The 23,422-nt window shown below is 37.2% G+C and carries 17 protein-coding genes, 2 tRNA genes and 3 rRNA genes; 11 read left to right on the top strand and 11 right to left on the bottom strand.

The window, feature by feature from the left end; genetic code table 11:
- Positions 1–77: 77 nt before the first annotated feature.
- Complete coding sequence (locus WEEVI_RS04050) at positions 78–2,237, bottom strand: S9 family peptidase (RefSeq protein WP_013597891.1); 2,160 nt, start codon at positions 2,235–2,237, stop codon at positions 78–80.
- Positions 2,238–2,380: 143 nt separating this feature from the next.
- Between WEEVI_RS04050 and WEEVI_RS04045 the strand changes: the two genes are divergently transcribed.
- Both WEEVI_RS04045 and WEEVI_RS04040 read left to right on the top strand, forming a co-directional pair.
- Positions 2,381–3,757, top strand: a complete 1,377-nt coding sequence (locus WEEVI_RS04045; protein WP_255356388.1) for a hydroxymethylglutaryl-CoA reductase, degradative — start codon at positions 2,381–2,383, stop codon at positions 3,755–3,757.
- 91 nt (positions 3,758–3,848) lie between these two features.
- On the top strand, positions 3,849–4,337 hold the full coding sequence (locus WEEVI_RS04040) for a YkgJ family cysteine cluster protein (RefSeq protein WP_013597889.1): 489 nt from the start codon (positions 3,849–3,851) through the stop codon (positions 4,335–4,337).
- 363 nt (positions 4,338–4,700) lie between these two features.
- Here the strand turns inward: WEEVI_RS04040 and WEEVI_RS04030 are convergent, their stop codons facing one another.
- The 4 genes from WEEVI_RS04030 to WEEVI_RS11480 are packed head-to-tail and all read right to left on the bottom strand — an operon-like array spanning position 4,701 to position 6,994.
- The gene (locus WEEVI_RS04030) at positions 4,701–5,756 is read right to left on the bottom strand and encodes a hypothetical protein (protein ID WP_013597887.1); all 1,056 of its coding nucleotides are present in this window, start codon (positions 5,754–5,756) and stop codon (positions 4,701–4,703) included.
- Between the two features lie 40 nt (positions 5,757–5,796).
- Entirely contained in the window at positions 5,797–6,444 is a 648-nt protein-coding gene (locus tag WEEVI_RS04025) for a hypothetical protein (RefSeq protein ID WP_013597886.1), read from the bottom strand.
- Complete coding sequence (locus WEEVI_RS11485) at positions 6,431–6,592, bottom strand: RNA polymerase sigma factor (protein ID WP_260181944.1); 162 nt, start codon at positions 6,590–6,592, stop codon at positions 6,431–6,433. Before WEEVI_RS11485 ends, WEEVI_RS04025 begins: the two co-directional genes overlap by 14 nt.
- A gap of 18 nt (positions 6,593–6,610) precedes the next feature.
- A complete protein-coding gene (locus WEEVI_RS11480; RefSeq protein ID WP_232013429.1) occupies positions 6,611–6,994 on the bottom strand; it encodes an RNA polymerase sigma factor in 384 nt (127 codons plus the stop codon).
- Positions 6,995–7,492: 498 nt separating this feature from the next.
- On the opposite strand from WEEVI_RS11480, the gene WEEVI_RS04015 reads away from it, so the two are divergent.
- From WEEVI_RS04015 to rrf, 5 genes are all read left to right on the top strand, one after another.
- Positions 7,493–9,012 (top strand): 16S ribosomal RNA (locus WEEVI_RS04015).
- A gap of 130 nt (positions 9,013–9,142) precedes the next feature.
- Positions 9,143–9,216, top strand: a tRNA-Ile gene (locus tag WEEVI_RS04010).
- 21 nt (positions 9,217–9,237) lie between these two features.
- Positions 9,238–9,311 (top strand) — tRNA-Ala (locus WEEVI_RS04005).
- 257 nt (positions 9,312–9,568) lie between these two features.
- A 23S ribosomal RNA gene (locus WEEVI_RS04000) occupies positions 9,569–12,348 on the top strand.
- Between the two features lie 109 nt (positions 12,349–12,457).
- A 5S ribosomal RNA gene (gene rrf / locus WEEVI_RS03995) occupies positions 12,458–12,565 on the top strand.
- Together the 16S, 23S and 5S rRNA genes with 2 tRNA genes alongside form the textbook arrangement of a ribosomal RNA operon.
- Before the next feature lie 183 nt (positions 12,566–12,748).
- Here rrf and WEEVI_RS03990 read toward each other — a convergent pair.
- Complete coding sequence (locus WEEVI_RS03990) at positions 12,749–14,404, bottom strand: ABC1 kinase family protein (protein ID WP_013597885.1); 1,656 nt, start codon at positions 14,402–14,404, stop codon at positions 12,749–12,751.
- 244 nt (positions 14,405–14,648) lie between these two features.
- On the opposite strand from WEEVI_RS03990, the gene rpsA reads away from it, so the two are divergent.
- Positions 14,649–16,463, top strand: coding sequence for a 30S ribosomal protein S1 (rpsA, locus tag WEEVI_RS03985; protein ID WP_013597884.1), 1,815 nt, complete (start codon positions 14,649–14,651; stop codon positions 16,461–16,463).
- 369 nt (positions 16,464–16,832) lie between these two features.
- On the opposite strand, the gene WEEVI_RS03980 is transcribed toward rpsA, so the two are convergent.
- The 5 genes from WEEVI_RS03980 to WEEVI_RS11475 all read right to left on the bottom strand — a co-directional run bounded on the left by WEEVI_RS03980 (position 16,833) and on the right by WEEVI_RS11475 (position 21,175).
- A complete protein-coding gene (locus tag WEEVI_RS03980; protein ID WP_013597883.1) occupies positions 16,833–17,333 on the bottom strand; it encodes a TlpA family protein disulfide reductase in 501 nt (166 codons plus the stop codon).
- A gap of 103 nt (positions 17,334–17,436) precedes the next feature.
- Positions 17,437–19,620 (bottom strand): TonB-dependent siderophore receptor, encoded by a 2,184-nt coding sequence (locus WEEVI_RS03975; protein WP_013597882.1) that lies wholly within the window; start codon positions 19,618–19,620, stop codon positions 17,437–17,439.
- 106 nt (positions 19,621–19,726) lie between these two features.
- Positions 19,727–20,269: a 16S rRNA (guanine(966)-N(2))-methyltransferase RsmD gene (rsmD, locus tag WEEVI_RS03970; RefSeq protein WP_013597881.1), complete on the bottom strand. Its 543-nt coding sequence runs from the start codon at positions 20,267–20,269 to the stop codon at positions 19,727–19,729.
- Entirely contained in the window at positions 20,269–21,048 is a 780-nt protein-coding gene (locus tag WEEVI_RS03965) for a DUF3822 family protein (RefSeq protein ID WP_013597880.1), read from the bottom strand. Before WEEVI_RS03965 ends, rsmD begins: the two co-directional genes overlap by 1 nt.
- 4 nt (positions 21,049–21,052) lie before the next feature.
- Positions 21,053–21,175 (bottom strand): hypothetical protein, encoded by a 123-nt coding sequence (locus WEEVI_RS11475; RefSeq protein ID WP_255356414.1) that lies wholly within the window; start codon positions 21,173–21,175, stop codon positions 21,053–21,055.
- A gap of 109 nt (positions 21,176–21,284) precedes the next feature.
- Between WEEVI_RS11475 and kdsB the strand changes: the two genes are divergently transcribed.
- From kdsB to WEEVI_RS03950, 3 genes are all read left to right on the top strand, one after another.
- On the top strand, positions 21,285–22,010 hold the full coding sequence (gene kdsB, locus WEEVI_RS03960; RefSeq protein ID WP_013597879.1) for a 3-deoxy-manno-octulosonate cytidylyltransferase: 726 nt from the start codon (positions 21,285–21,287) through the stop codon (positions 22,008–22,010).
- An 82-nt stretch (positions 22,011–22,092) separates the two neighbouring features.
- Positions 22,093–22,641 carry an HNH endonuclease gene (locus tag WEEVI_RS03955; RefSeq protein WP_013597878.1) on the top strand — a complete coding sequence of 183 codons (549 nt, stop codon included), beginning with the start codon at positions 22,093–22,095 and terminating at the stop codon, positions 22,639–22,641.
- A 111-nt stretch (positions 22,642–22,752) separates the two neighbouring features.
- Entirely contained in the window at positions 22,753–23,415 is a 663-nt protein-coding gene (locus WEEVI_RS03950) for a LolA-like protein (RefSeq protein ID WP_013597877.1), read from the top strand.
- Positions 23,416–23,422: the final 7 nt, after the last annotated feature.

Here is a 23,422-nt window from a genome sequence, read left to right as displayed (position 1 = left end):
TTTTTGTTTCGAAAACTATTGTGGATTAATGGGTTAAAGCTTTTTTCTGGGTGAGAATTAGTTTTTATGCAATGAGCTTATAAGTTTTCGAGGATATAGTTGGTCATCATATCGTATAGTTGTATACGCGTTTTTCCACCATAAATTCCGTGGTTTTTATCGGTATAAATATGCATACTAAACTGTTTGTTGGCTTGAGTCAATGCTTCTGCTAGTTCGTATGTATTTTGTACATGAACATTGTCGTCGGCCGTTCCATGCACCAAAAGCAAGTTTCCTTTCAAGAATTTATCCACATGATTTATTGGCGAGTTATCATCATAACCACTGGTGTTTTCTTGTGGAGTTCTCATAAATCGTTCTGTATACACTGTGTCGTAAAATCGCCAATTGGTTACCGGAGCAACTGCAATAGCCATCCTGAAGGTGTCGTTACCCTTGAACAATACATTCGATGCCATAAAACCACCATAACTCCAACCCCAAATTCCGATACGCGAAGCGTCTATATAGGGTAATTTTGCCAAAGCTTGTGCGGCTGCAATCTGGTCTTCTACCTCGTATTTCCCTAGTTGTAAATAGGTTTGTTTTTTAAACTTCGCACCTCTGAAACCAGTACCACGCCCATCTACAGCTACAACCAAATAACTTTTCTGTGCCAAAAGCATGTGCCATTGATCATTTGCGTTGTGCCATGTATTTGCGATTGTCTGAGAGCCTGGTCCACTGTATTGATACATTAGTACAGGGTATTTTTTGGTAGGATCGAAATCTTTTGGTTTTATGATATATGCATTGAGATCTTGTCCATTAGCCGCTGTCAAAGTAAAAAGTTCTTTGCTACCGGCATTGTCTGTTGCATATACATTTTTTATAGATGAGTTGTCGATTATCGTTCCTAAATTTTTTCCACTCTTAGTCTCGATAAGACTGATGATTTTTGGTTGATTAACCGATGAAAATGTTTGAATGAAATAACGATAGTCTGCACTGAAACGAGCCGAGTTTGTCCCAACCTCTTTCGAAAGCATTTTGAGATTTTTACCGTTCATCTCAATCGAATAAATTTGTCTTTCGGTAGAAGTTCTTTTTCCGTTAAATGCATTTGCCTGAAAATACAAAGTTTTGCTTTTTTCATCAAAACCATAAAAATCTGTCACTTCCCAATCTCCTTTGGTAATTTGATTGATGAGTTTTCCTTTGGCATTATACCAATAATAATGACGATTTCCGTCGCGCTCAGAAGCCCAAATAAAAGAATTGTCGGGCAAAAATTCTAAGTCGAGCTGATCGGTTTCTATCCATGCATTATCGGTTTCGGTAAATAATTTTTGGATTTTATTGTCTTTTAGCGAATACAGCGAAATATCGACTTTGTTCTGATGACGATTACTGCTCACCACCGAAAGTACATCCTTTTGAGGAGTAAATTTTATTTTTGGGAGATAATAATTTTCTACCGAAGAAAGATCAACAGTCGTTATTTTTTTATCGGCTAAATGATACACATGCAAACTCGCTAATGAATTATCTTCTCCTGCTTTTGGGTATTTGAATCGCATTTCTTTCGGATACAAATTGTTGTAATAAATCGGTAAGGAAACTTCTTTCACTTTTTGCTCATCCAAACGAACAAAAGCCAAAGCAGAAGCGTCACTATTCCAATCGAAATTGCGAACAAAGCCAAATTCTTCTTCCCAAACCCAATCATTTATCCCGTTGATAATTTTATTTTTTTCTCCGTCTTGTGTAACTTGAGTCGTTTGTAAATTATCTAGATTCTGGTAGTATAAATTATTTTCGTACACAAAAGCAATCTTGCTGTTGTCGGGCGATAAAAGTGGCTCTTGAATGGGTTTACCACCAAAAACTTTTACTTTTTTCTTGTTTTGTTTATCATACACCTCGAACGTAGCAGTAAACGATCTTCGGTAAATTGGCTTCGTATTGCTTTGTAAAAGAATGTATCTTTCGTCCTTAGAATAAGTGTAGTTATCGTATTTTCCCGTAATTTCATAGCTCGCAGTAGAGTTGTTTGCCACTTTTGTGTAAGCATTTTTTAGGATTCCTTGCGACGTTAACGTGGTGTAATCTTCACCGTTTTGCATGGGTAAAATGTTGTATAATCCTTTCTCAGAGTATCGACCAGTGTAGATTTTGTCTACAGTAATTGTTTGTCCGTAAGCATATAAGCCGGCAGAAATGAAACAAAATATGGTCAGAATATTTTTCATCATTTGTCTTAGAAAATTCTTTAGAAACTATCAAATATATAAAAATATCATGGATATCATAGTTTAATGTTCTAATTTTAGCATTGGATTTGAATAGAATAATAAGTCTTTATAGTTTTGATCTAATTGAAAGAGACTTCTTATTTTTGCATAAAAAAAACACCTTTATGAACAAACAACCGATCGAAGGCTTCTCGAAGCTTTCTAAAGAAGGAAAGATAGAATGGTTGGTAAACGAATTTCTACAAGGAGAAAAGAAAGCCATCGAAACTCTTAAGCAATACTGGAATACAGACGAAGCTTTGCAACAATTGCACGACGAGTTTTCGGAAAATACTGTTTCTAATTTTTATATGCCTTTCGGTCTTGCTCCTAATTTTCTTGTCAATAATCGACTGTATACAATTCCTATGGCGATTGAAGAGTCTTCTGTCGTTGCTGCTGCCTCAAAAGCGGCTAAGTTTTGGTTGAATCGTGGCGGATTCAAAACAGAGGTTTTATCGACCACTAAATTAGGACATGTACATTTTATGTTCACAGGAAATAAAGAAAAATTAACGTCCTTTTTCGAAAAACATTTGCGAGAAAAACTAATCGAAGAAACCAACGAGATTACCCACAATATGCGCGCTCGTGGAGGGGGAATTATGTCGATAGAACTTGTTGATAAAACAGATGAGTTAGAAGATTATTTCCAACTCAAAGCATCATTCGAAACGGTAGATTCGATGGGCGCTAACTTCATCAATTCGTGTTTAGAACAATTTGCTAAAACCATGGAAAACGAAATGGCTATGGCAACCGAATTTACTGCCGAAGAAAAAGATTCTCTACAAGTTGTGATGTGTATTTTATCGAATTATACACCCGATTGTATCGTACGTGCAGAGGTTTCTTGTGCGGTAGAAGAACTAAAAGACGGAAACGTTTTGGCCGAAGAGTTTGTTGAGAAATTTACCCGAGCAGTTCGCATTGCAGAAATAGAACCTTACCGTGCAACAACGCATAATAAAGGAATAATGAATGGTTGTGATGCAGTAGTGATTGCAACCGGAAACGATTTCCGAGCGGTGGAAGCTTGTGCGCATACATACGCTGCGAAAGATGGTAAATATTCGTCGTTGACGCATTGCGAAGTGAAAGATGGAATTTTTAGGTTTTGGATCGATTTGCCTATAGCTGTTGGCACAATTGGTGGATTAACTTCTTTGCATCCGTTGGTGAAATTAGCGTTGGATATTTTAGGTAAACCAAATGCCAAAGAATTGATGGGCTTTATTGCTGTTGCAGGTTTGGCTCAGAATTTTGGTGCACTACGCTCGTTGGTCACAACAGGAATCCAAAAAGGACACATGAAAATGCATTTGATGAATATCTTGAATCAATTAGAGGCAACTGAAGAAGAGAAGCATTATTTTGTGAATTATTTCAAAGATAAGACAGTTTCTCACCATGCGGTGATCAATGAGTTTTGTAGATTGAGAGGAGTAAATCATCCTAATGAAATAAAAAAAGCGAACTAATCATTCTAGTAAAATTAAATAATTATAAAAGAGCATAACTGTTGGAAATTCTCCAGATGATAGGAGGGGATGAACCGATTGAGATTATTGCATGAATTTAGAAGAATACTACCAGAAAGCACGTCAGAAGCAGGCAGAACACAAAGCTTTTTTAGCAAAGCTAAAAAAGAAGCCACCCAAGAATTTGGATCAGCAGATGCAAAATATACATGATGAAGTTTTCGATCGGATAGATTGTTTGTCTTGTGCAAATTGTTGCAAAACGACCGGACCGCTTTTTACCCAAAAAGATATCGAACGTTTGGCAAAAGTTTTTCGAATGAAACCAAGTCTGTTCATCGAGAAATATCTTAGAATAGATGAGGATAATGATTATGTGTTACAACAATTGCCTTGTCCGTTTTTAGATTCAGAAAACTATTGTTTGGTGTACGAAGATCGACCGAAAGCGTGTAAAGAATATCCGCATACAGACCGTAAGAAGTTTCATCAAATCAATCATTTAACCCTCAAAAACAATTTGATTTGTCCAGCAACTTACGAAGTTGTTGAACAAATGATGAAAGAGATGAAGGTTTAAAAAAAATAATCAAAAAAATAACATTTTAGATGAATATACTCGTTTTTGTATTCTTGCTTCTCCCAGTGCTATACCAGCTTTTTATGGGATTTCGAGCCAAAGAAAGGAAACAATTAAATTCGATTGGCCTACAAAGTGCTGTGATGCAAATTATAGGAACTGTGGTGGGGTGGATATTGTTCAATCAGATTGGTTCAGATTTCAAAACAATTGTCATTTACACTGGTTTTACATTCTTACTATGCATTGGGTCTGTGTTAATGGTTCAACATATATTGTTGATTATTAGAAATCAAAAAAAATAATAAAAAGCAAAAAAGTTCTTCAGAGATGAAGAACTTTTTTGATTAAAAACGAATTTTTCTAAAAACCGAAATTCAAACCAAATTGAAGCATTCTACGGTCATCGAAAGTATTATCTTTGAAATATGAACTGAAATCTTGACGAGCAAAAATATTAACCGAATTCAATGCAAGTGTTACTTGAGCTCCGTAAACAAAAGGATTTAGGTTGTAATTGGTGTCTTTATCTCGTTGTTTTATCAGATCGCTTTTCACGATATTATTGTTGGATATTTTCGCACCGCCGTAGAGATTAAATCCTACTGCAAGCCCTTTATTGATGTTTCGATATTGAAAATCATCACCAATCGCTTTCAATTTGCTAGTCATGTGGTATTTTACGCCAATAGGTACCATAAGGTAAGTGGCGCGTAATTTACTTTTGCTCAGCGATTCGGTCGAAGCTATTAAATCTACGTTTCCGTCCGCTTCTCTTGTTAGGTAGCGATTATCATCAAAACGGATTGTTCGCCAAGACATGACCAAACCTGTCAATAGTTCGAAAGGAGACGTTCGGTTGAATTGTCGATGATACACCAAGCCAGCTTCTAAGTTGCTCGAGAAGCCAAGATGTTGGTTGAGTTTTTCGTTGTCATTGTTGGCAAAACTCATAATTCCCCAAGACATATAACCGTTGAGTTCGTTTACCGAACGATATTTCTTTTTCAGATTAGAAATTGTTTTTTCGCTCAAAGGTTCTGTTTTTCCCATGATCGCATAATTCACTTGCTTTTTTATCACATCGTCCAAGTCAAATCCTAAAGAAGTAATTTTGGTATTGATTTGTTCTGCATAACGTTCGGCAATCGCCTTTTTTTCTTCGTCTGCTTGTGTTTCCGTGATTTTCTTTTCCGATAATTGCAGATTTACTTTTGCAATTTCTTCATCCATTTTTACTTTCTCTTTATTCACAATATCTTTGATTTGTGTAGAAAATACTTCGATTTCTTCTTTCACTTTCGGACTCACTTTTTCATCGTACACCTTTTCATTGTTCAGGTCAATCGAAATTCTTTGCGCATTTATTTGCATACCAAAAAGACACAGCATGCTTAGTACAATAAATTTTTTTATCATATTCTCGGGTTTATTTTTTTATTTATTAGTAATTTTTCTTTTATCGATTGAAGTTGTAAATCATGAATGCATTCCCGCTTTGTGTTGTGCTTTTTTCGATGTTTTGTTTATTTTCTATCGAATACAAAAGCATTTCTGGATCAACATAATTTTTCTTTTTTTCTTTCTGAGGATTCTCGCTAGACGATTGCTCACTCGACGAATGCACCAAAAGTTTTTCTTGTTCTTTTCCGACTTCTATTTTGATGTTCGACGAATCTTTGCTTTGTTCATGTGACTCGGTGGTAGTCGAAAGCAATACTTCCTCTTCTGGTTTTTGTTTTAGATTCGGATGTGAGTTTTCTTTCGGCTCGCTTTTTTCAGTCGAACTGACAAAGTTTTCGGTAGGATGAAAAACTTGTTTTTCTGTAGGTTTTGTTTCGCTATTGTTGATGATTTCGTTTGTTTTCTTCTCTTGGGTAAGTTCCATCGGCTGGATTTCGGTTTGCTTATTCATCCAAAATAATCCAATCATCACTCCAAAAACAATTACCGCTGCTGCGCTCATCCAAACCATAGAGAAATTTTGGGTCGTTTTGGTAGAGTATTCCATTCTCGCTTCCAGTCGATTCCAAGCAGTTTTGCTGGGCTCAATGGTGCTTTCTTCTAGTTGCTTCTTTATATATAGGTCTAATTTATCCTTTTTCATGACGAATGTAGTTGAGGTGTGTGACGATTTCTTTTAGTTTAACTTTCGCGCGATGTAGTTGGGTTTTGCTCGTGTTTACCGTGATGTTGAGTTGGTCTGTAATTTCTTGATGAGAATAATCCTCGAGCACATACAGATTAAAAACCAATCGATACGGATAATCCAGTTATGCCAAAAGTTGATGAACATCAAACTCGAAAATATCTTCATCATCTATGGTTTCACTGATCGGAGGCAAAAAACTTTCGTCCAAAAAAAACAACGTCTGATTGCTTCTTATAAAGGACAAACATTCGTTGACGATTATTTTCCTTATCCAACCTTCAAAACTTCCTTTCTCCTGAAACTGCTCGATTCTATTGAATACTTTGCAAAATCCATTCAACAAACAATCTTCTGCATAATGAAAATCACTGATGTACGCCTTGCAAATACTTAGCATTTTGGGCGAATACAAATCAAAAACCTCTTTCTGTGCTTTTGCACATCCGGTTTTCAGGCTTGCAACTTGTTTTGCTTCTTTATTATTATGTCGCTTCAGTAAATTCACGCTTTGTTGTTCTAATTATAAGATGCAAGAGGTAACTAAAGGTTACAAAGAAATTGTAAAAACTTTTCGAGATAGGATGAAATAGGGTTTAGTTAGAAATATTTCAGGATGTAAGTATTTGATATTTAGGTAATATGAACAAAACTTTAAAAAAAGGTTATTTTTTATTTGTTTAATTCATTTTAGAGTTCATATATTTGCACTCCCAATACACGAGAAGAGTAGTTGTGTAAGGGTTTTTTGAAATTGCGGATATAGGGATTAAGTCGAAGGAGTTAAGGCTTCTGAAAAAATCAAAAAAAAGTTTCAAAAACTTTTGTTAGATTAAATTTAATTCTTATCTTTGCACTCGCTTACGAAAAATAAGGTATTTTTTTTGTGATGCGTAACAACTGAGGAGTTTATTTGACACAATATAACAAGAAGAAAAAATAAAGCCAAGCAAACGTCAATTAGAGTTGGAGTAGCTTTTCAGTATCGTATAAAGAAATTTATATTACAATGGAGAGTTTGATCCTGGCTCAGGATGAACGCTAGCGGGAGGCCTAACACATGCAAGCCGAGCGGTAGATTATCTTCGGATAATTGAGAGCGGCGTACGGGTGAGTATCGCGTATGTAACTTGCCTTATAGAATGGGATAGCCCGGAGAAATTCGGATTAATACCGTATATAAAGCTAGGTGGCATCATTTAGTTTTGAAAGATTTATCGCTATAAGATAGACATGCGTAAGATTAGATAGTTGGTGAGGTAACGGCTCACCAAGTCGATGATCTTTAGGGGTCCTGAGAGGGAGATCCCCCACACTGGGACTGAGACACGGCCCAGACTCCTACGGGAGGCAGCAGTGAGGAATATTGGACAATGGGTTAGCGCCTGATCCAGCCATCCCGCGTGCAGGATGACGGCCTTATGGGTTGTAAACTGCTTTTATATGTGAATAAACCTATCCACGAGTTGGATAGTTGAAGGTAGCATATGAATAAGCACCGGCTAACTCCGTGCCAGCAGCCGCGGTAATACGGAGGGTGCGAGCGTTATCCGGATTTATTGGGTTTAAAGGGTCCGTAGGCGGATCAATAAGTCAGTGGTGAAATCCTATCGCTTAACGATAGAACTGCCATTGATACTGTTGATCTAGAATTAGTTTGAAGTAGCTAGAATGTGTAGTGTAGCGGTGAAATGCATAGATATTACGCAGAATACCAATTGCGAAGGCAGGTTACTAAGTCTATATTGACGCTGATGGACGAAAGCGTGGGGAGCGAACAGGATTAGATACCCTGGTAGTCCACGCCGTAAACGATGGATACTTGCTGTTGGGTTTTCGGGCTCAGTGGTTAAGCGAAAGTAATAAGTATCCCACCTGGGGAGTACGATCGCAAGATTGAAACTCAAAGGAATTGACGGGGGCCCGCACAAGCGGTGGAGCATGTGGTTTAATTCGATGATACGCGAGGAACCTTACCAAGGCTTAAATGCATAATGACAGATTTAGAAATAGATTTTTCTTCGGACAGAATGCAAGGTGCTGCATGGCTGTCGTCAGCTCGTGCCGTGAGGTGTTAGGTTAAGTCCTGCAACGAGCGCAACCCTTATCATTAGTTGCCAGCGTTTAAAGACGGGGACTCTAATGAGACTGCCGGCGTAAGCCGCGAGGAAGGTGGGGACGACGTCAAGTCATCACGGCCCTTACGTCTTGGGCTACACACGTGCTACAATGGCCGGTACAGAGGGCAGCTACCAGGTGACTGGATGCGAATCTCTAAAGCCGGTCTCAGTTCGGATTGGAGTCTGCAACTCGACTCTATGAAGCTGGAATCGCTAGTAATCGCATATCAGCCATGATGCGGTGAATACGTTCCCGGGCCTTGTACACACCGCCCGTCAAGCCATGGAAGCTGGGGGTACCTGAAGTTGGTGACCGTAACAGGAGCTACCTAGGGTAAAACTGGTAACTAGGGCTAAGTCGTAACAAGGTAGCCGTACCGGAAGGTGCGGCTGGAACATCTCATATTTAGAGTATATACGATGTGTTAGTTACGTAACAACCTATTTGTTGCTTGGTTTTTTTCTTTATTGGTATATTTTATATTTATGTTGGATGTATATATAAAACAAGACCGCTCTTTTTAGAGTTTAGAAAGAGTCTCATAGCTCAGCTGGTTAGAGCGCTACACTGATAATGTAGAGGTCGGCAGTTCGAGTCTGCCTGAGACTACGAGGTTAACACTTAAAAAGAGGGGAATTAGCTCAGCTGGCTAGAGCGCCTGCCTTGCACGCAGGAGGTCATCGGTTCGACTCCGATATTCTCCACAATAGATCTTGTAATTTACTATCAAGATATAGAAGAAGTTCATTGACATACTGGAATAATTACTATAATTAATTATTATTTAATTGATTTAAATATAGTAAGCATATAGAAGACGATAAAACGATAAATCGAAAAAAATAATTAACGAGTAAGATTAACAAGCACGACAATTAGTTGTGTACTACAGGTTTTTTATAATCAATTTATTATGAATTATTCATTAATATTTAAAATTTTTATAGAAGGCCACTTGAGAAAAAAAGTTACAAAGGGCGTACGGCGGATGCCTAGGCTCTCAGAGGCGATGAAGGACGTGATAAGCTGCGATAAGCTGCGGGTATTGGCACATACGATTCGATCCGCAGATTTCCGAATGGGGCAACCCGTCAGGTTGAAGGCCTGACACCTATTAAATAGGGGCGAACGTGGGGAACTGAAACATCTAAGTACCCATAGGAAAAGAAATCAATTGAGATTCCGTCAGTAGTGGCGAGCGAACGCGGATTAGCCCATAAGATTATATAAGTTTAACAGAATAACCTGGAAAGGTTAACCGTAGAAGGTGATAGTCCTGTACGTGAAAGGCTTATATGATTGATATCGAGTAAGGCGGGACACGTGCAATCCTGTTTGAATATGGGGGGACCATCCTCCAAGGCTAAATACTCCTGAGAGACCGATAGTGAACTAGTACTGTGAAGGAAAGGTGAAAAGTATATCGAGAAGATAGTTGAAATAGAACCTGAAACCGTACGCCTACAAGCGGTCGGAGCCTATTTATGGTGACGGCGTGCCTTTTGCATAATGAGCCTACGAGTTAATGTTTCTGGCAAGGTTAAGCACTTCAGGTGCGCAGCCGTAGCGAAAGCGAGTCTTAATAGGGCGTATAGTCAGAGGTATTAGACGCGAAACCTTGTGATCTACCCATGGGCAGGTTGAAGCTTTGGTAACACAAAGTGGAGGACCGAACCCGTTGATGTTGAAAAATCTTGGGATGACCTGTGGGTAGGGGTGAAAGGCCAATCAAACTGGGAAATAGCTCGTACTCCCCGAAATGCATTTAGGTGCAGCGTTTAGTTAAGTATATTAGAGGTAGAGCTACTGATTGGATGCGGGGGCTTCACCGCCTACCAATTCCTGATAAACTCCGAATGCTAATATATGTTTCTAAGCAGTGAGGGCATGGGTGCTAAGGTCCATGTCCGAGAGGGAAAGAACCCAGACCATCAGCTAAGGTCCCCAAATGTATGCTAAGTTGATAAAACGCGGTTGGATTGCCCAGACAGCTAGGATGTTAGCTTGGAAGCAGCTATTCATTTAACGAGTGCGTAACAGCTCACTAGTCGAGCGATCCGGCATGGATAATAATCGGGCATAAGCATACTACCGAAGCTATGGATTACATATTATTATGTAGTGGTAGGGGAGCATTCTATCGGCGCTGAAGCAATTTTGTAAAGATTTGTGGAGCTTATAGAAAAGAAAATGTAGGCATGAGTAACGATAAAATCAGTGAGAAACTGATTCGCCGTAAGATCAAGGATTCCTAAGCTATGCTAATCAGCTTAGGGTTAGTCGGGTCCTAACATGTACCCATAAGGGGAAGTGGATGGCAAACGGGTTAATATTCCCGTACCTGCTCTCAATAAAAGTGACGGATGAATGTATTAGGTGCGTACTGACGGAATAGTACGTTGAACCTACGTAAAGTAGGGATAGTACACAAAGGCTTCGGCTGGCGTGATAATCCTAAGAATTTTGTTCCAAGAAATAGCGAGAGAAGCAGCCCGTACCGTAAACCGACACAGGTGATCGAGGAGAGTATCCTCAGGCGCTCGAGTGAGTCGTGGTTAAGGAACTAGGCAAAATCGACCTGTAACTTCGGGAGAAAGGTCGCTCCGCTCCGGCGGAGCCTCAGTAAAAAGGCCCAGGCGACTGTTTATCAAAAACACAGAGCTTTGCAAAATCGAAAGATGACGTATAAGGCTTGACACCTGCCCGGTGCTGGAAGGTTAAGGAAGGTTGTTAGGGTAACCGAAGCAATTGACTGAAGCCCCAGTAAACGGCGGCCGTAACTATAACGGTCCTAAGGTAGCGAAATTCCTTGTCGGGTAAGTTCCGACCTGCACGAATGGTGTAACGATCTGGGCACTGTCTCAACCACGAGCTCGGTGAAATTGTAGTATCGGTGAAGATGCCGGTTAATCGCAACGGGACGAAAAGACCCTGTGAACCTTTACTATAGCTTCGTATTGACTTTGGGTAAATAATGTGTAGGATAGGTGGGAGACTATGAATTAGCATCGCCAGGTGTTAAGGAGTCGTTGTTGAAATACCACCCTTTATTTATCTGAAGCCTAACTCCTTTTAGGAGGACATTGCGTGGTGGGTAGTTTGACTGGGGTGGTCGCCTCCAAAAGCGTAACGGAGGCTTTCAAAGGTACCCTCAGCACGCTTGGTAACCGTGCGTAGAGTGTAATGGCATAAGGGTGCTTGACTGTGAGACCAACAAGTCGATCAGGTGCGAAAGCAGGACATAGTGATCCGGTGGTTCCGTATGGAAGGGCCATCGCTCAAAGGATAAAAGGTACTCCGGGGATAACAGGCTAGTCTCCCCCAAGAGCTCACATCGACGGGGAGGTTCGGCACCTCGATGTCGGCTCGTCACATCCTGGGGCTGGAGAAGGTCCCAAGGGTTGGGCTGTTCGCCCATTAAAGTGGCACGCGAGCTGGGTTCAGAACGTCGTGAGACAGTTCGGTCTCTATCTGTTGTGATCGTTAGAAGTTTGAGCGGACTTGACTCTAGTACGAGAGGACCGTGTTGAACAAACCTCTGGTGTATCAGTTGTACCGCCCGGTGCACTGCTGAGTAGCTACGTTTGGATGAGATAAGCACTGAAAGCATATAAGTGCGAAACTCGCCGCAAGATAAGACTTCTTTAAAGGGTCGTGGAAGACTACCACGTTGATAGGCTACAGATGTAAAGGCAGCGATGTCAAAGTCGAGTAGTACTAATTACCCATAGACTTTTTGTTAAGTTATACACAACTAATTGGTTGTCTTTGTTAATCTTAAGCGTTAATACACAATATTTTTTATTGATTATCTCTATTGTTTAAAAATTTTCAGTATATCAAACAATATTTGGGTGATTATAGCTGCAGGGCTCACCTCTTCCCATTCCGAACAGAGAAGTTAAGCCTGCATGCGCCGATGGTACTGCTAATGCGGGAGAGTAGGTCGTCGCCAGTTTTTATTACAGAATCCTTATCCTTTTATTGGGTAAGGATTTTTTTGTTTTTAACTTAACTTATTACTTATTGTGTAATATCCCCTACCTCCATCAATGAATGTATTATTCGATGAATCAATGCATCAGCTTGTAGGTTTTAACTTAAGAACTATCTTTTCTACTTCATCCTACCGTGAATTAGTTTATTTATTTCGTATAATAAGCATAACAATATTTAATGCTGTGAATATTGATAAGGCGAATCCTATCCATGCTAATAAAGGAATTCCTCCTATCATGGGCCAGATTTCTGTTGAAGAAAGATAAGATGATCCTAATCCAAAGGTTAATGTAAGGATAGCTAAAACGAGCTTATTTATACTGTTTTTGACTAAATGCTCAATTTTTGGGAGGTCTTGAATATGAAAATTAAGACCAAATTGATTGTTAAGTATTTTATTGATTAGTTTTGATAAATCTTCGGGTATATCTTCTATTAAATCTTTTGAATTTTTGATTTTCTCAATCGTCTTTTGAGTAATATTTTTAGGGTGTAGCTTTTCTTTTGCTATTTTTTTAGCATAGGGTTGGATGGCTTTTTGTAGATTTAAATTGGCATCTAGTTGTCGACCTACTCCTTCTATAAGTGCGATTCCGCGCAAAAGTATATAGATGAATTCTGGCAAAAGTATGTGATTTGTATTCAGTATTTGGTTTATTTTTCTGATAATTACTTGTATGTCGATAGTATCTATGGTATTGTATTCTATATAATCGATAATATCGATAATTTCTCGTGCCAATTGGTTTTCATCTTCGATATAATGCGAAATTGCTAATTTTTTCAGGTTTCGAATTATTTTATGTGCATTTTTAAATCCAAAATTAATGACAATCTCTTCTAATCGTTGCTTATCGAGATTTGTTATATATCCCATCGATCCGAAATCGATAAAAGCTATCTTACCGTTTTCGAGTAAAAAAATATTACCAGGATGAGGGTCTGCATGAAAAAATCCATCTTCTAAAATTTGTTTCACATAGATATCAAGTCCTTTTAGTACAATTTTTTTAGGATCATATCCCATGGCCTCTATTTTATCTTTCTCATTGATTTTGCGACCACTAATAAATTCCATACACAATATATTATTATTGCTAATTTGTGGGTAAACTAAAGGAACGTACACATCGGGTGAAACAATAAAATTATGTCTAAAACGCTCTATATTTTGGTATTCATTCGTAAGGGAAAGTTCTTTTCTTAAAGAATTTTCGAAGCTTTGTAAAATATGTTTGATGTTTTTTTTGCGTAGTTTTTCATAATTTTTTTCTAGATATTGGGTAATATCTCTAAGGATAGCTAAGTCGGCATCGATAATTTGCTCTATATTTTCTCTTTTTACTTTGAGGACAACTTCTTCACCAGAATGAAATTTTGCTCTGTACACCTGTGAGATAGAAGCTGCAGCAATTGGTTTTTTATCAATCGATTGAAAATATTTAGAAGCGGGGAAAGAAAATTCTTCTTCAATTTTTTTTTCAATATCCATCTCTTCTGGTTGTACATTATCTTGTAATTTTTGCAATTCTGCAATCATTTCTGGTGATGCTAAATCTTTTCGATTGCTGATTAATTGACCGAGTTTTATATAGGTAGGACCCAATTCTTCTAATGCTAATCGAAATCTTACATATATATTTTGTTCGAAAATTCTGCGCGCTTTAGGATTCCATCTCGTAAAAAAACTAGGTGTAAGTGTTTCTATGTTCGATCGAGCAATTAACTCTTCTAATCCATACTTCGAGATAACTTGTGCAACTTGAGAAAAACGTTTCAGTTTTTTTACACTATCCATATTCTGTATTGGTTATAAATTTTGATATATTCTTGCAAAAACTACTCCATCTTTTGCCATAAAACATACTAAAATCTTTCATTATCAAAATAATACATAAAATTTAAAAATAATGTTGTAAATTTGCATCCGCTTAGTGGCTAATCGAACCGAGTATATTTATATTAATTATTATTAACACCTCTCAATACTTAGTTGCCACGGTGGTTCGAGTCTAAAATGTTGAGATACAAATGAATATTTTATGTCGAAAGAGACAAAAAAAGAAGAAATTCAAGAGCAAGTTCTTGAAACTCCTAAAGTAGAAAATTTAGTAAACGCTAACGTACCTCAAGAAGAATTTGATTGGGATTCTTTTGAGTCTGGTTTAGGTGAAGCAGATCGTAAAGAGAAAGCCGAACTAGAAGCAATGTATGATGATACTTTAGAAGACCTATCAGAAACAGAAGTTTTTAAAGGTAAAGTTGTACGTTTAACAGATAAGGAAGCGATTGTGGATATCGATTTCAAATCTGAAGGAGTTATTTCTTTAAATGAATTCCGTTACAATCCCGACCTTAAAGTTGGCGATGAAGTGGAAGTAATGGTTGATCAGCGTGAAGACAAAAACGGACAATTAGTTCTATCTCACCGTAAGGCACGTACATTGAATGCTTGGGCTGCAGTGAACAATGCACATGATACACAAGAGATAGTTAACGGATATATCAAAGCTCGTACAAAAGGTGGTATGATTGTAGACGTATTCGGAATCGAAGCATTCTTGCCAGGATCGCAAATCGATGTGAAACCAATCCGTGACTATGATCAATATGTAGGGAAAACGATGGAGTTTAAAGTTGTAAAAATCAACCCAGAATTCAAAAACGTTGTTGTCTCTCACAAAGCACTTATCGAGGCTGATATCGAAGAGCAGAAAAAAGAAATTGTTGCTCAATTAGAGAAAGGTCAAGTATTAGAAGGAGAAGTGAAAAACATCACTTCGTATGGAGTATTTGTAGACTTGGGAGGTGTTGACGGTTTAATCCACATCACAGACCTTTCTTGGTCGCGAATCAATCATCCGTCAGAAATCTTAGAAGATGGACAAAAAATCAATGTTGTGATTTTAGATTTCGACGAAGACAAATCAAGAATCCAATTAGGTATCAAACAATTAGAGCCACACCCATGGGATGCTCTAGATCCGAACATGAAAGTTGGTGATCGTGTAAAAGGTAAAGTAGTTGTATTAGCTGATTACGGAGCATTTATAGAGGTTGCCCCAGGTGTAGAAGGTTTAATCCACGTATCGGAAATGTCGTGGTCTACACACTTACGCTCTGCACAAGATTTTGTAAAAGTAGGAGATGAAGTAGAAGCAGAAATCTTAACATTAGACCGTGATGAGCGCAAGATGTCTTTAGGTATCAAACAATTATCTACAGACCCTTGGACAGATATTACAGCCAAATATCCTGTAGGATCAGTACACAAAGGTAAAGTACGTAACTTCACAAACTTTGGAGTATTCGTAGAATTAGAAGAAGGTGTAGATGGATTAATTTATATCTCTGATCTTTCTTGGACGAAAAAAATCAAGCACCCATCAGAATTTACGAATGTAGACGATATTTTAGACGTAGTAGTTCTTGAGTTGGATGTAGAAGCACGTCGTTTATCTTTAGGTCACAAACAATTGACAGAAAACCCTTGGGATAAATACGAAGAGAAATATGCTGTAGGAACTGTTCATACAGGAAAAGCAGTTGATGTTTTTGATAAAGGTGCAACTGTACAATTTGACGATGTTGACGTAGAAGCTTTTGCTCCTGCTCGCACGCTAGAAAAAGAAGACGGGTCTCGTATCAAAAAAGGAGAAGAAGCTCAATTCAAAGTAATTGAATTCAACAAAGAATTCCGTCGTGTAGTAGTTTCTCATACCGCAATATTCCGCGAAGAAGAAGCGAAACAAGCTGAAAAAGTAGCGGAAAACAATAATAAAATCGAAACTTCTACATTAGGAGATATCGATGAGTTAGCTGCTCTTAAAAAGAAATTAGAAGAAGGAGGAAACTAAATCCTAAGCGAATAAGATAATTTCTTATATACAAATAAAACCCGCTCAGATTACTGTGCGGGTTTTGTTATTATGATAATAATCGATATTTTCTAAAATACCACTACTACTTTTGTAATCGATCATCGAAACCAGTTTATACAATTGGTTTTGCACATGTTCATCTGGTAGCAGAGTTTTTTCAATGTTAATTATACTAGTAAAACGAATTATAGCTTTTGTACTAAGTTCTCTTTAGACCAAAATATAATTAGAATGTAGGCTTGCTATATTTTTCTAATGAATATTGCATTGATACATTAATTATACTCTATAAAGAAAAAACCGTTCTATTTTTCAGAACGGCTTTTTTAGGTTTTCGGTAAGACTTTATTTTTTCAAGTAAGAAAATAAATCACGAAACTCGAGAGAGCCCTTCTTGTAGGTTACCAAGTTTTTATCCTTATCATACAGATAGAAAGAAGGGAAGGATTGTGGATTGAAATTGAAAATAAACTCATCATTCGAATCCAAAAGAAGCGTTACATTTTTAGCATTCTTAAAATTCTCACCATAAATATCAAAAAACTCTAGCACTTTATCTTTTGGGTAGGTAGAAACAAATATCAAATTGGTGTTCTTGAATTTTTCTGAATTATCATTCATATGTTGCACAGCTATTTGGCAGTGAATACATTCTGTGGTATAATAAATAAAAAGAGTTTGTCCTTTTTTAGGAAGATTTTTATCAGAAAAAATATTCTCTTTCAGAAGGTTGATGTATTCAAAGGTCGGCACTTTCTTAGGGATTTCGTTATTGGCTTGCCCAAAAACCATCATACAGCCCATAAGAAATACTAAAAGGAAACTAAGCTGTTTTGTTGTTTTCATATAAAAATATTTTTCGAAAGTTAAAAAATATCACGCAAATAAAAAAAGGGAAGCTTACATGAGGCTCCCCTTTTTTTGATTAAAAACTATTTATGGATGAGGGTTAAAATTTAAAAATAACTTGTCCAGCCATATTAAACGGATCTATTTGGTTGATATATCCTCCGCGGAAATATGAGTTGTATCCGATTTCGTCTGTAATGTTGTTGAAGAACAAACGGAAGTCAAAACGTTTCAGCGAGTAACCAACTTGTGCATTTAGCGTTGTGTATTCTGGCATGTTGAATGGTTTTGTGTTAGGATCTGTATCATGGATAAATGGTAATTTTGTAAACTCGTTGGTCGGACGAGAACCAACATAATAAACACCTGCAGAAAGTGATAAACCATCAATAAAGCTATTGGTATTTCTGAATTTGTATTGCAACCAAGCATTTGCCGTATTATAAGGAGCATTCATAGGACGTGATCCGTTTACATACGACGGAGAATTATTATATCGTACATCTAGATACGCATATCCCAAGATAACCTGTAGGTTTTGTAACGGACGTCCCGTAACTTCAACCTCTACACCTTTGCGTTTTAGATTTCCGGCCAAATCATACAAACCAGTTGGAGTGGTTCCTTCATAAACTTGATACGAAAGATTCTCATTATTCATATCGAAGTAGGTGACATTGGCACGTAAACGATCCTCGAACCAATCTGTTTTCACTCCAAACTCAAATTGTTTGGTTCTTGATATACCTACTGTTCCACCATTTTGTAAAGGATTCGAAGCACCTCTCAAACTAGATGTTGTCGTATAAGATCCAAATAAGCTGATGTTTTTGGTAGGAGAAATCATCAAGCCAAGCATAGGGTCGATTACATCATCTGAATTTTGACCTGAGTATGACCAGCGTAAAGCTCCGACCAATTTCACATAATCTGTTATCGCTAAATGATGTTGGGTCATGAAACCGTAGAAGAAATCTTTCTGTAATGGAGAAAAATTATTCAATTGCATTTTTCCCCAATCAAAATTGTTTGGCATTTGATTAGTAAAGTTGTCCAATACATTGATTTGATCAACATCAATCCTTGTTACGGGTTTATCTGCAGTACCAAAGTTTACTCTTCTATTATCTACACGTACTGTGGTGTAATCATAGCCTAATTGCCAATTCCATTTCACGATACCAAACTGGAAGTCTTTCCCCATCAAATCTACTTGGATGGTTGAGTTTCTATCGTCTTTGAAACTTCTCGACAATGCACGATTACGAATCGCATAATCCTTAGATCCTCTTGGTAATGATAATATAGCACCTTGCGAATCGCGTTCGTTTATTGAAGAGTAATAGGCTATACGTGCAGTTATATTATCGGTTAATTGGCGAGTACCACGAAGAGAGTAAGTTATGGCTTCTGTTTTATCAAAATCAGTATCAAAACCTAAAAACTTTTTACCGATATCGTAAAGTGCATTTACGTTGTTTGGTCCTAAGTTTACAGTACCACGATCCGGAACACCATCAAATTTTAGATAATCCATTTCGGCAACAAATTCTGTTTTGCTATCTGGGCGCCAAGCAATCGATGGCTGAATGTAGAATTTTTTGTTGTTAACAACATCTCTGTAGCTATCCATTTGTTGGTAAGCACCCGTTAATCGAGCAGCCAGTTTTCGGTTATTATCCAAAACTTGTTGTACATCAAAAGTAGTTCTTATTTGGTTCCAAGATCCTACACGTAATCCAATATTTCTTTGGTTCACGAAACGAGGCGTTTTGGTTACTAAGTTGATTACTCCTCCTGCAGCTCCCAAACCGTTCCCTACACCTTGCGTAATGGCAGCAGAACCTTTGATAACTTGTACAGATTCTATCCCTTGCATATCAGCTATCCCAGAAGCTGTACGGAAGTCAGAGTCTTGGCGGACACCGTTGCGTAAAATTGGGGTTCCTCGGTAACCACGAATCGACATAGATTCTCTATTTCCACCGTACGATGCAAACAAAGTAACACCAGGAACGTTGCGTGCAACATCGGTAATGCTTAGCGCTCCTTGATCTTCTATTAGTTTTTCTGAGAGGATAGAAATTGTTTGGATTTGATCATTCGGATTCACAGGGAATCGAGTGATTGATTCTAATCCGCGTTGATTTTTATTTCGATCTCCAAAAACTTCGACACCTTCTAGCTCACGAACGGTGTCTTTTTTTTCGGTAGCATCTTGAGCAAAAAGTAAGTGCGAGGCAAATAATGCAAATGTTGACAAAAGGAGTTTATTTTTTCTCATGATAAATATTATTTTTATTTAATCTAAATAACTTTTGCAAATTTAGTTAGACTAATTATAAATAAAAAAATAATTTTATGAGATTTATCAGTAAATGTTAAAAAAATTAAGAAAAAAAACTAAAGTGTACGTTACCATATTTTTTGTGCAAGACGAAACCTTCCAGATCATCAAATGAATATTCTTTCGGATGTTCCATTATCAAGGTTCCTTCTTCGGCCAGCCAACCATTGGCTTTGATGAGTTGCAAAACTTTCTGAAAATCCTCTAAAGAATATTGATATGGTGGATCGATAAAGATAATATCGAATGTTTGCGTTGCTTTTCTTTCTAGAAATTTATAAACATCTGCTTTTATTGCATCGATGCGATCTTGTGCTCTAATCTTACAAGCAGTTTCGTTAATAAACCGAATGCAACCATTGTGTTGGTCAACAGCTGTAATATGTTTAGCACCACGAGAAGCAAACTCGTATGTGATATTTCCTGTCCCAGCAAAAAGATCCAAAACGGTTATTTCATCAAAATACCATTCATTATTGAGGACATTGAACAAACCTTCTTTGGCAAAATCTGTGGTCGGACGAACCGGTAAATTGGCCGGAGCCGAAATTCTTTTTCCTTTGAATTCTCCAGAAATTATACGCATTAGAATAAATTATATAAGGTGAAATTTTCGCAATAATTTTCGTCTTTCAGTCCTAGATGAACGTTGCGAATTTGTTTTTTTAATTGCTGATAATAATCAGAACTTGCAGTAATTTCTCCGAAACAGTAGACAGAACAATGGGTATAATCCAGCTCTAATTGTGTGAGAACAACCAGCGTAAAATATAAAAAATCGTCGATAGACTGCAACGGAAATACTGCGTAATATTGCAGTTGAGCTTGCTTATAAACTGCAATCTCTAATTGTTGTTGATGTAGATTGAGAAACATTTCTTCATCCTCACCAGACGGATGTAAATGGTCTAAAAACAATTTCCCTGAGTGAAACAGCTGAACATTTCGTAAGCTTTCTATTTCTAGTAATGCATCTTTTATCGTAGTCGAAATTTCATACACAATGCTTGCATTCAAAGAATCGAGTGGGCTATCGAGATAATTTTTCTTTTCGCCACTTGTCGTATTTTCATTAGGAAGTTGCATTAGTTGCTCGAACGGAAGATCTAGAAACTCATTCGGGATTAATTGCATTTGGTTAGTCAGAAAGGCTAAATGTATACGATGATAGGATTGCCTGAAAACTAAATTGCTTTTCAGTTCTTCGACAATATCTTTCTCGGCAATTTTTGTTGCTGTATGTTCTGTCCGAAAAACCTGAACATTTTGGAAGTTAATTTCCTGTTCGGTATCCTTCAAGGTTGCGTAAATAAGGCTTGTCGGGGTTAGTAACAACGCCAAAGATTTTGTGTTTTCTGCATGCATAGAATTACGGTTTTGCTTGCGTTTGTAGTGCTTGTTTGGTTTGATACGTTTCTTTCAGGTCGAGCATATAGGTGCAAACTAACGCAATGGCAAAGATGATAAGAATGATTTTGAAAAGATTCTTCACGCTCAAAATTTGTGTAAAGTTAAAGATTTCAAAAGATATCCTCTAACTTATTCGTTCTATAATTATTCTTTTTCTCACATTTGTTATCGATTATAACTAAAAAATACGAATGAAAATAATTGCTGTTATTCCCGCTCGTTATAGCTCTACTCGTTTTCCTGGTAAATTAATGAAAAAATTAGGAGAGAAAACTGTCATCCGAACGACCTATGAAAATGTCGTAGAAACTCAACTTTTTGATGAAGTTTTTGTAGTAACAGACTCGAAGCTTATCTATGATGAAATTTCTATGCACGGCGGAAAAGTAATGATGAGTATAAAAGAACACGAAACAGGGAGCGATCGTATTGCCGAAGCTATAGAAAATATCGATGCCGATGTTGTCCTCAATGTACAAGGTGATGAACCATTTATTAACCGAAAGGCTTTGGCTGATTTGTTAATGACTTTCCGTGGAGAAGAGGCAGAAGATGTTTCTCTTTCTACCCTGAAAATTGAAATCAAAAAAGAAGAAGAAATCCATAATCCGAATGTTGTAAAAGTGGTAACCGATGCGCAAAATTATGCACTATATTTCTCTAGAAGTCCGATTCCTTTTTCGCGAGACACTACTTTTCATCCTACCTATTATAGGCATGTTGGTGTATACGCTTTCCGTAGAGAAGCGCTACTAAAGTTTGCAAAACTTGCACCTTTGCAAAACGAATTGGCCGAAAAACTAGAACAATTACGGTATATGGAGTATGGGATGCGAATAAAAGTAGTGGAAACAGATTTTGTAGGAATCGGGATCGACACAAAAGAAGATTTAGAACAAGCCCGAAAGCTACTTTAATTGAATATCATTAATTTGGTTATCAGCACCTTATGTGGTATGGAAATTGTGGTGAAATAGATGTTTTTTAATACCACAAAAAATGAAAGAAGTTTGGAAAGATTATGAGGATGAAGAATTAGCGACCAACCGAAGCTTCATGGTCTCGAATTCTGGATTAGTAAAAAAAATATATCAAGGTTCTGATAGATTCAAAATTGTCGAAGGAACCCTAAACAATGGGTATAGAATAATTTGGATTGTTCTAAAGGATGGGAAAAGAACTGCTTGGTATGTGCATAAAATGGTGGCAGAAACTTTTTTAGAAAATCCAGAAAATAAAAAATATGTGGTTCATTTAGATCATAACAAACTTAACAATGCAGTAGAAAATCTACAATGGGCCAATCATGATGAGTGGAAAGAACACAATCAGCATCTTTTCAGAAAAATGAAAGGACGCTCTCGCCTAAATAATTTACCCAATAGTAAGTTGACTGAGAAACAAGTGCGGAGTCTAAAAAAGAAATTGGCCAACCCGAATAAAAAAATAAAAGTAGCTACGTTGGCCAAACAATACAATATATCAGAAGGTCAGATATATAGGATAATACGTGGCGATAATTGGTCACATATAAAAATCGATTCATAGCAAAATTATATCCTGCCAAAAACTCTAAATAGAACGTTAATGTTTTGCAAATCCATGCCTTTGTGAATGGATTTCTTTATATATTGGCTCGATTATAAAATTAATGTATCTATGAAAACCGCACTCTCAGTACTAGTATTTTTATTCTCTACCGTTTTTTTGTTGGCGCAAAATGCCGAAGAAATTGTACAGAAAAATATAGAAAACACTGGAGGAGAAAAAAGTTGGATAAATCTGAACAGCATAATTCTCAAAGGAGACGTAGCTTTGGACGTGAATAATACTTATCCATTAGTAGTCTATCACAAAAGACCTTACCACAAACGAGTAGTATTTATCATGAACCAAAAGGAAGTACTCAACGAAGGATACGATGGTAAAAATGGTTGGACGTACAGCGACATCCTCAAGAAAAATGTTGTCGTACCAAATTATCAGCCAGATGCATTCGACTCTGATTTATTAATGTATAAAAAGAAAGGATTTACGGTACAACTTGTAGGGGAAACAGAAGTAGAAAAAATACCTGTATACAAGGTAGCATTGAGTAAAAATAAAAATATTACTTATTATTATTTTGACAAGAAAACCTATCAATTATTAATGGAGGAAAACAAAGAAGAAACTTTGATATACTCAAATTATAAGAAAATTAATGGGCTAACCTTTGCCATGAAAATTGTAGGTAAACCCAAACAAGGAGGCGAATATGTGGTAACTTTCAGTGAGATAAAAATCAATCCATCGATTAGTGAAAAACAATTCAAATTTTAATTTTACA

Source organism: Weeksella virosa DSM 16922 (assembly GCF_000189415.1).
Taxonomy (GTDB): Bacteria; Bacteroidota; Bacteroidia; order Flavobacteriales; family Weeksellaceae; genus Weeksella; species Weeksella virosa.
The sequence above is the reverse complement of the archived record's forward strand: the minus strand, read 5'-3'. Positions and strand labels throughout refer to the sequence as shown.

Excerpts from the sequence above, each read along its gene's own strand:
- WEEVI_RS04050 (WP_013597891.1), bottom strand. The coding sequence starts at position 2,237 with ATGATGAAAAATATTCTGACCATATTTTGTTTCATTTCTGCCGGCTTA.
- WEEVI_RS04040 (WP_013597889.1), top strand. The coding sequence starts at position 3,849 with ATGAATTTAGAAGAATACTACCAGAAAGCACGTCAGAAGCAGGCAGAA.
- WEEVI_RS04030 (WP_013597887.1), bottom strand. The coding sequence starts at position 5,756 with ATGATAAAAAAATTTATTGTACTAAGCATGCTGTGTCTTTTTGGTATG.
- WEEVI_RS04025 (WP_013597886.1), bottom strand. The coding sequence starts at position 6,444 with ATGAAAAAGGATAAATTAGACCTATATATAAAGAAGCAACTAGAAGAA.
- WEEVI_RS03990 (WP_013597885.1), bottom strand. The coding sequence starts at position 14,404 with ATGGATAGTGTAAAAAAACTGAAACGTTTTTCTCAAGTTGCACAAGTT.
- rpsA (WP_013597884.1), top strand. The coding sequence starts at position 14,649 with ATGTCGAAAGAGACAAAAAAAGAAGAAATTCAAGAGCAAGTTCTTGAA.
- WEEVI_RS03980 (WP_013597883.1), bottom strand. The coding sequence starts at position 17,333 with ATGAAAACAACAAAACAGCTTAGTTTCCTTTTAGTATTTCTTATGGGC.
- WEEVI_RS03975 (WP_013597882.1), bottom strand. The coding sequence starts at position 19,620 with ATGAGAAAAAATAAACTCCTTTTGTCAACATTTGCATTATTTGCCTCG.
- rsmD (WP_013597881.1), bottom strand. The coding sequence starts at position 20,269 with ATGCGTATAATTTCTGGAGAATTCAAAGGAAAAAGAATTTCGGCTCCG.
- WEEVI_RS03965 (WP_013597880.1), bottom strand. The coding sequence starts at position 21,048 with ATGCATGCAGAAAACACAAAATCTTTGGCGTTGTTACTAACCCCGACA.
- kdsB (WP_013597879.1), top strand. The coding sequence starts at position 21,285 with ATGAAAATAATTGCTGTTATTCCCGCTCGTTATAGCTCTACTCGTTTT.
- WEEVI_RS03955 (WP_013597878.1), top strand. The coding sequence starts at position 22,093 with ATGAAAGAAGTTTGGAAAGATTATGAGGATGAAGAATTAGCGACCAAC.
- WEEVI_RS03950 (WP_013597877.1), top strand. The coding sequence starts at position 22,753 with ATGAAAACCGCACTCTCAGTACTAGTATTTTTATTCTCTACCGTTTTT.